Genomic DNA, 7458 nt, shown 5'->3' with positions numbered 1-7458 from the left:
GAATGAATATAGTTAATGCACTGAAATTATTAGGGAAAGAGTACAGTAATATGGTCACAGGCGAATGACCATATTACTGGGGATCCCTCAGCCCGCGGGGAGAGGGTTAGGGAGAGGGGTTTGCACCATTCTTACTGCCACCCATAACGACGGGTGTAGAACCCTTTCACCAGTTGCGTCAGCGTCATATACCCCACCAGAATCGCGACCAGCCATGGGAAGTAAGACAGCGGCAGCGGTTGCAGTGACAGATAGGTTGCGAGCGGCGTGAACGGCAGCGCGATACCGACCGCCATCACCACCAGCGTCATCACAATCAGCGGCCATGCGGCGCGGCTCTGGATGAACGGAATGCGACGGGTGCGGATCATGTGCACAATCAGCGTTTGCGACAGTAAGCCCACCACGAACCAGCCGGACTGGAACAGGGTCTGGTGTTCTGGCGTATTCGCGTGGAACACAAACCACATCAGGCAGAAGGTCAGAATGTCGAAGATCGAGCTAATTGGCCCGAAGAACACCATAAAGCGCCCAAGATCGGCCGGGTTCCAGCGTTGGGGCTTCTGAATTTGCTCGTCATCAACGTTATCAAACGGGATCGCCACCTGGGATACATCGTACAGCAGGTTCTGGATCAGCAAGTGCAGCGGCAACATCGGCAGGAACGGCAGGAAGGCGCTCGCCACCAGCACGCTGAAGACGTTACCGAAGTTAGAACTGGCGGTCATTTTGATGTATTTCAGCATGTTGGCAAACGTGCGGCGACCTTCAATCACCCCTTCTTCCAGCACCATCAGGCTTTTTTCCAGCAGAATGATGTCTGCTGCTTCACGGGCGATATCGACCGCCCCATCCACGGAAATGCCGATATCCGCGGCGCGCAAGGCCGGAGCGTCGTTGATGCCATCGCCCATAAAACCGACCACGTGCCCTTCGCGTTTCAGCAGGGTCACAATGCGTTCTTTATGCATTGGCGTCAGGCGGGCAAAGAGCGTGGTGCGTTTGGCGAGTTCAGCCAGTTCATCATCGCTCATCGCGTCAATGCTGCTGCCGACAACCACCTCACCCGCATCGAGGCCAACTTCATGGCACACTTTCGCGGCCACCAGTTCGCTGTCTCCGGTGAGGATTTTCACAGTGATGCCGCTGGCTTTCAGGGCTTTCAGCGCCGGAGCCGTCGTCTCTTTCGGTGGATCGAGGAACGCGATGTAGCCTTCCAGAATCAGGTCTGACTCATCAATACGCTGGTAATCCCCTTCACGCGCTGGCAGGTATTTGGTGGCCACCGCCACCACGCGCAGCCCCTGGCGATTGAGGTTATCGGTCACACGCTTGATACGGCGCAGCATGGTGTCGTCGAGCGGCACGATCTCACCGTTGTAGCGCACCTGAGTACAAACATTGAGGATCTCCTGCAGCGCACCTTTGCAGATCAGTTGATGCACGTCGTCCTGTTCCGCGACAACCACCGACATACGGCGGCGTTCAAAGTCGAACGGGATCTCATCGATTTTCTGCCAGCGTTCAGACAGGCAACGGGCGGGCTCTTGTTCCACACCTTCCAGCACGGCCACATCGAGCAGGTTTTTCAGCCCGGTCTGGTAATGGCTGTTCAGCCACGCGTTATGCAGCACGCGTTCGCTGGTTTTACCGGACACATCGGTGTGGTTCTCCAGCACGATTTTGTCCTGGGTCAGCGTCCCGGTTTTATCGGTGCAGAGAATGTCCATCGCGCCAAAGTTCTGAATGGCGTCGAGGTGTTTGACAATGACTTTCTGCTTCGACAGTTTCACCGCCCCGCGAGCCAGCGTGGAGGTCACAATCATCGGCAACATTTCCGGGGTCAGGCCCACGGCCACGGAGAGCGCAAACAGCGCCGCTTCCCACCAGTCACCTTTGGTGTAGCCGTTGATAATCAGCACCACCGGTGCCATCACCAGCATGAAGCGAATCAACAACATGCTGACGCGGCTGATGCCTTTCTGGAACGCGTTGGGTTCGTTTTCTTGTTCGCTAACGCGCCCGGCGAGCTGACCAAACCAGGTGTTGCCGCCTGTGGCGAAGACAATCGCCTGTGCGGAACCGCTCACCACGTTGGTACCCATGAAGCACAGGGTATCGGCTTCGAGCGGGTTGGTTTGCTCTGGTTCACGAGTCCTCGCCACCTTTTCTACCGGCAGCGATTCACCGGTCAGCGAGGCTTGCGCCACGAACAGATCGCGCGCCTGGAACACGCGCAGATCCGCCGGGATCATGTCGCCCGCAGAAAGTTTGACGATATCGCCCTGCACCAGTTGATCAATAGGGATCTCCAGCCAGCGGCTTTCGCCCTGATCGTTAACCACTCGCAGCACGGTCGCGGTGTTGCTGACCATCGCTTTCAGCGCATCGGCCGCTTTGGTGGAACGCGCTTCCTGAATGAAGTTCAACAGCGTGGAGATAACCACCATCAGCGCGATGACGCCTGCCGCAAAGAGATCCTCAGTGGAATAAGAGATAACACCGAGAATGGTCAGCAGCAGATTGAACGGGTTGCGATAGCAGAGCCACAGGTGCACAAACCACGGTGAAGGTTTCTGCGCCGGGATGACGTTTTCCCCGTGTTTTTCACGTGAATCGGCCACATCCTGCGGGTTGAGCCCTTCTGGATGGCTGTTGAACGCACGCCAGATTTCATTTTCATCCATCGCAGCGACGTTCAGGCAGTGCTTGCCGAGCGTTTCCGGGATCGGCCCGCTGGCGACTGTTTTTCCGTCCAGCAGCGGATCGCGGCTAACCAGACGATGTGGGAGATGGCGGCTAAGCTGTGCGAGCAGCTGCCGGGTGATGTTTTTCAGCATAATAAGTCCCTCTGCGCTCGCCGTTCGGCGATCGCTGGTAACTTTCGGGCACAGAAAATCCGCACCCGAATGGCACTTTTGAGTTAAAACAGGGACATCAAAAAGGTGACGTCACTGCCTCACGGTTTATCGGCAAGGCAGTGAAAAGACTGGCTTACCGGAAAGAAAATTGACTCCATCGAGGATGGGGAGTGGGATCTGGGTCCATAACGCCTCCGGTAAGTGAAAGAAAACGCCGCGCAGTATACGCCGATGGCCTTACAATGCGTAGCGATAATGCCATTATTCTACGCGCCATTAACTAAACGGCACATATACCAGACTTTACTCATTGAACTTACGTTGAGTACGATTACGCTCTGAACCATTGACCGCTTCGCTGATACGGATAAAAAGATGCAAAACCGGCTGACCATTAAAGACATTGCCCGCTTAAGCGGCGTCGGAAAATCGACGGTTTCTCGCGTCCTCAACAATGAGAGCGGTGTCAGCGACAGCACCCGTGAAAGGGTGGAAGCGGTGATGAACCAGCACGGATTTTCGCCTTCTCGCTCTGCGCGTGCGATGCGCGGTCAAAGCGATAAAGTGGTGGCGATTATCGTCACCCGTCTTGATTCGCTGTCAGAAAACCTGGCGGTGCAGACTATGCTCCCGGTGTTCTACGAGCAGGGTTACGACCCGATCATGATGGAAAGCCAGTTCTCGCCAGAGAAAGTCGAAGAGCACCTTGGGATGTTGCAACGGCGAAACATCGATGGCGTGGTGCTGTTTGGCTTTACCGGCGTTTCACAAAGTATGCTAACGCCGTGGCGGGAAACGCTGGTGATGCTGGCGCGTGATGCCAAGGGCATTGCTTCCGTTTGCTACGACGACGAAGGGGCCATCACCCTGTTAATGCAGCGCCTTTACGACAAAGGCCATCGCCATATCAGCTATCTCGGTGTGCCGCAGAGCGATGTCACCACCGGTAAACGCCGCCATGATGCCTATCTCGCCTTTTGCAAAAAACACAAACTCGACCCCGTTGCTGCCCTGCCCGGCCTGGCAATGAAACAGGGTTATGAAGCCGTTGCCAGCGTCAAACATGAGAAGACGACGGCGTTGGTCTGCGCCACCGACACCCTTGCGATGGGCGCCAGCAAATATTTGCAGGATCAACGTATCGACACCCTGCAACTTGCCAGCGTCGGCAACACGCCATTGATGAAGTTTCTGCACCCAGAAATCGTGGCTGTTGATCCCGGCTACGGCGAGGCCGGTCGTCAGGCCGCCAATCAATTGATCGAGCAGATCACTGGGCGCAGCGAGCCGCAGCAACTGGTTATTCCCGCCACTCTTGCCTGATTTTTAACCCCGCCTGAAAACGAAATAGTGTGATCTTTCCCCAATTTCGGGAACGTTCCCATTTTCCCGCAAAAGCGAAACGGATAGTCTTGCAGCCAGAAAATGACACTCCCTCTCCCCTACGGTCATGAGGCTTCATGATGAGCAAAGTAAAACAACAGGATATTGATAGCCTGATAGAGCTGGTCGGCGGTCGCGACAATATCGCCACCGTCAGCCACTGCATTACCCGTCTGCGTTTCGTGTTGAACGATCCGGCGAAGGCCAATCCGAAAGCGATTGAAGAGTTATCGATGGTCAAAGGCTGCTTCACTAACGCCGGGCAGTTCCAGGTGGTGATTGGTACCGAAGTGGGCGATTACTACAAAGCGCTGCTGGCGAGCACCGGCCAGGCTTCTGCCGACAAAGAGCAGGCGAAACTGGCCGCGCGTCAGAACATGAAATGGCATGAGCGGATGATCTCGCACTTCGCGGAGATCTTCTTCCCCTTACTGCCTGCGCTGATCAGCGGCGGCCTGATCCTCGGTTTCCGTAACGTCATTGGCGATGTGCCGATGAGCAACGGGCTGACGCTGGCCAAAATGTACCCCGGCCTGCAAAGCCTGTATGACTTCCTGTGGCTGATTGGCGAAGCCATCTTCTTCTATCTGCCGGTGGGTATCTGCTGGTCTGCGGTGAAGAAAATGGGCGGCACACCGATCCTCGGCATTGTGCTGGGCGTGACGCTGGTCTCCCCGCAGTTGATGAACGCCTATGAGCTCGGCAGCAAAATCCCGGACGTGTGGAACTTCGGCCTGTTCACCATTGAAAAAGTGGGTTATCAGGCACAGGTTATCCCGGCGCTGCTGGCGGGTCTGATGCTTGGCTTTATTGAAACGCGCATGAAGCGCATCGTGCCGGATTATCTCTATCTGGTGATTGTGCCGGTGTGCTCGCTTATTCTTGCCGTGTTCCTGGCTCACGCCTTTATCGGCCCGTTCGGTCGCTGGATTGGCGACGGTGTGGCCTTCGCGGTACGCCACCTGATGACCGGCAGTTTCGCCCCGATTGGCGCAGCGCTGTTCGGCTTCCTGTATGCGCCGCTGGTCATCACCGGCGTGCACCAGACCACGCTCGCCATCGACATGCAGATGATCCAGAGCATGGGCGGCACGCCAGTCTGGCCGCTGATTGCCTTGTCTAACATTGCTCAGGCTTCTGCGGTCGTCGGCATCATTATTTGTAGCCGTAAACAGAACGAACGCGAGATTTCGGTCCCGGCGGCGATTTCCGCCTTCCTCGGCGTGACGGAACCGGCGATGTACGGCATCAACCTGAAATACCGCTTCCCGATGCTGTGCGCGATGATTGGCTCCGGCCTTGCTGGCCTGCTGTGTGGTTTGAATGGCGTGATGGCAAACGGGATTGGTGTCGGCGGCTTGCCGGGCATCCTCTCCATTCAGCCAACTTACTGGCAGGTGTTTGCCCTCGCCATGGCTATCGCGATTATCGTGCCAATCGCCCTCACCACCGTGATGTATCAGCGTAAGTTCCGTCAGGGCACGCTGCAGATTGTGTAACTCTTTTTGGGGCGCCTTTGCGCCCCTTCCTCTTTTTGACCAGGACAGCCTTATGAACAACCTTCCCCACTGGTGGCAAAACGGCGTTATCTACCAGATTTACCCAAAGAGTTTTCAGGACACCACCGGCAGTGGAACCGGTGATTTACGCGGCGTGACACTGCGCCTCGATTACCTGAAAACCCTCGGCGTTGATGCCATCTGGCTGACACCGTTCTACGTTTCCCCGCAGGTGGATAACGGCTATGACGTGGCAAACTACACCGCCATCGATCCGGCTTACGGCACGCTGGAAGATTTTGACGAACTGGTCGCCGAAGCCAAAGCGCGTGGCATCCGCATCGTGCTGGATATGGTGCTGAACCACACGTCCACCCAGCATGCGTGGTTCCAGGCCTCGTTAAATCCGGAAAGCCCGTACCGTCAGTTCTATATCTGGCGCGACGGCAAATCCGGCGAGCTGCCGAACAACTGGCGCTCAAAGTTTGGCGGCAACGCCTGGCAATGGCACGCCGAAAGTGAGCAATATTATCTGCACCTGTTCGCCACCGAGCAGGCAGATTTGAACTGGGAAAACCCGGAAGTGCGCGCCGAGCTAAAAAAAGTCTGTGAATTCTGGGCCGATCGCGGCGTCGACGGCCTGCGTCTCGACGTGGTGAACCTGATTTCTAAAGACCAGAGCTTCCCGAGCGATCCGGTTGGCGACGGGCGCTGCTTCTATACCGATGGGCCACGCGTTCACGAATTCCTTCAGGAAATGAGCCGTGATGTGTTTGCCCCGCGTGACTTAATGACCGTCGGTGAAATGTCTTCCACCACCCTGGATAACTGCCAGCAGTACGCCGCGCTCGACGGCAGCGAACTGTCGATGACCTTTAACTTCCATCACCTGAAAGTGGATTATCCGAACGGGGAAAAGTGGACGCAGGCCTTGCCGGATTACGTTGCCCTGAAAGCCCTGTTCAGCCACTGGCAGCAAGGGATGCACAACGTCGCGTGGAACGCGCTGTTCTGGTGTAACCACGACCAGCCGCGCATCGTGTCGCGCTTTGGTGATGAAGGTGAATACCGTGTTCCGGCGGCGAAGATGCTGGCGATGGTGCTGCACGGCATGCAGGGCACGCCGTATATCTATCAGGGTGAAGAGATTGGCATGACCAATCCGCATTTCACGAGTATCGCGGAATATCGCGATGTAGAAAGCCACAATATGTACGCCGAACTGCGTGCACAGGGCCGCGATGCCGATGAGCTGTTGGCAATCCTCACCAGAAAATCCCGCGATAACAGCCGCACGCCAATGCAGTGGAGCGCAGATGCTCACGGTGGTTTCACCACAGGAAAGCCGTGGATTGCGTTGGGCGACAACGCGCGGGAGATCAACGTCCAGGCCGCGCTCAACGATCCTGATTCTGTGTTCTTCACGTATCAGCAACTGATACAGCTACGGAAAAACGAGCCACTGTTGACCTGGGGCAACTATCAGGACTTGCTGCCGGAGCATCCGTCGCTGTGGTGTTATCGCCGCGAATGGCAAGGGCAAACGCTGATCGTCGCGGCTAACCTCAGTCGAGAAACACAGCGCTGTGAGCTTGAGGAAATGGATGGAGAATGGGAGAGTGCGATGAGCAATTACCCGCAACCGCAAAACAAGCCGGGTGCGATGACATTGCGCCCGTTTGAAGCCATTTGGTGGATACAGCGAGCGTAACATT

At 56.3% G+C, this 7458-nt stretch carries 5 protein-coding genes; 3 read left to right on the top strand and 2 right to left on the bottom strand.

Going from position 1 to position 7458, the window contains the following annotated elements; translation table 11 throughout:
• Positions 1–131 precede the first annotated feature (131 nt).
• Entirely contained in the window at positions 132–2840 is a 2709-nt protein-coding gene (gene mgtA / locus ACI2I2_RS18480; protein WP_404659205.1) for a magnesium-translocating P-type ATPase, read from the bottom strand.
• A gap of 154 nt (positions 2841–2994) precedes the next feature.
• Complete coding sequence (mgtL, locus tag ACI2I2_RS18475) at positions 2995–3048, bottom strand: mgtA regulatory leader peptide MgtL (protein ID WP_404659212.1); 54 nt, start codon at positions 3046–3048, stop codon at positions 2995–2997.
• Between the two features lie 188 nt (positions 3049–3236).
• On the opposite strand from mgtL, the gene treR reads away from it, so the two are divergent.
• The 3 genes from treR to treC all read left to right on the top strand — a co-directional run bounded on the left by treR (position 3237) and on the right by treC (position 7454).
• On the top strand, positions 3237–4184 hold the full coding sequence (gene treR, locus ACI2I2_RS18470) for a trehalose operon repressor TreR (RefSeq protein ID WP_404659204.1): 948 nt from the start codon (positions 3237–3239) through the stop codon (positions 4182–4184).
• 140 nt (positions 4185–4324) lie between these two features.
• The gene (treB, locus tag ACI2I2_RS18465) at positions 4325–5743 is read left to right on the top strand and encodes a PTS trehalose transporter subunit IIBC (protein WP_330985393.1); all 1419 of its coding nucleotides are present in this window, start codon (positions 4325–4327) and stop codon (positions 5741–5743) included.
• A gap of 52 nt (positions 5744–5795) precedes the next feature.
• On the top strand, positions 5796–7454 hold the full coding sequence (treC, locus tag ACI2I2_RS18460) for an alpha,alpha-phosphotrehalase (RefSeq protein WP_404659203.1): 1659 nt from the start codon (positions 5796–5798) through the stop codon (positions 7452–7454).
• Positions 7455–7458 lie beyond the last annotated feature (4 nt).

Origin of the sequence: Scandinavium sp. NPDC088450, assembly GCF_044900545.1 — a bacterium.
Taxonomy (GTDB): domain Bacteria; phylum Pseudomonadota; class Gammaproteobacteria; order Enterobacterales; family Enterobacteriaceae; genus Scandinavium.
Note: the sequence above shows the minus strand (reverse complement) of the source record. Positions and strands in the feature narration are given on the sequence as shown.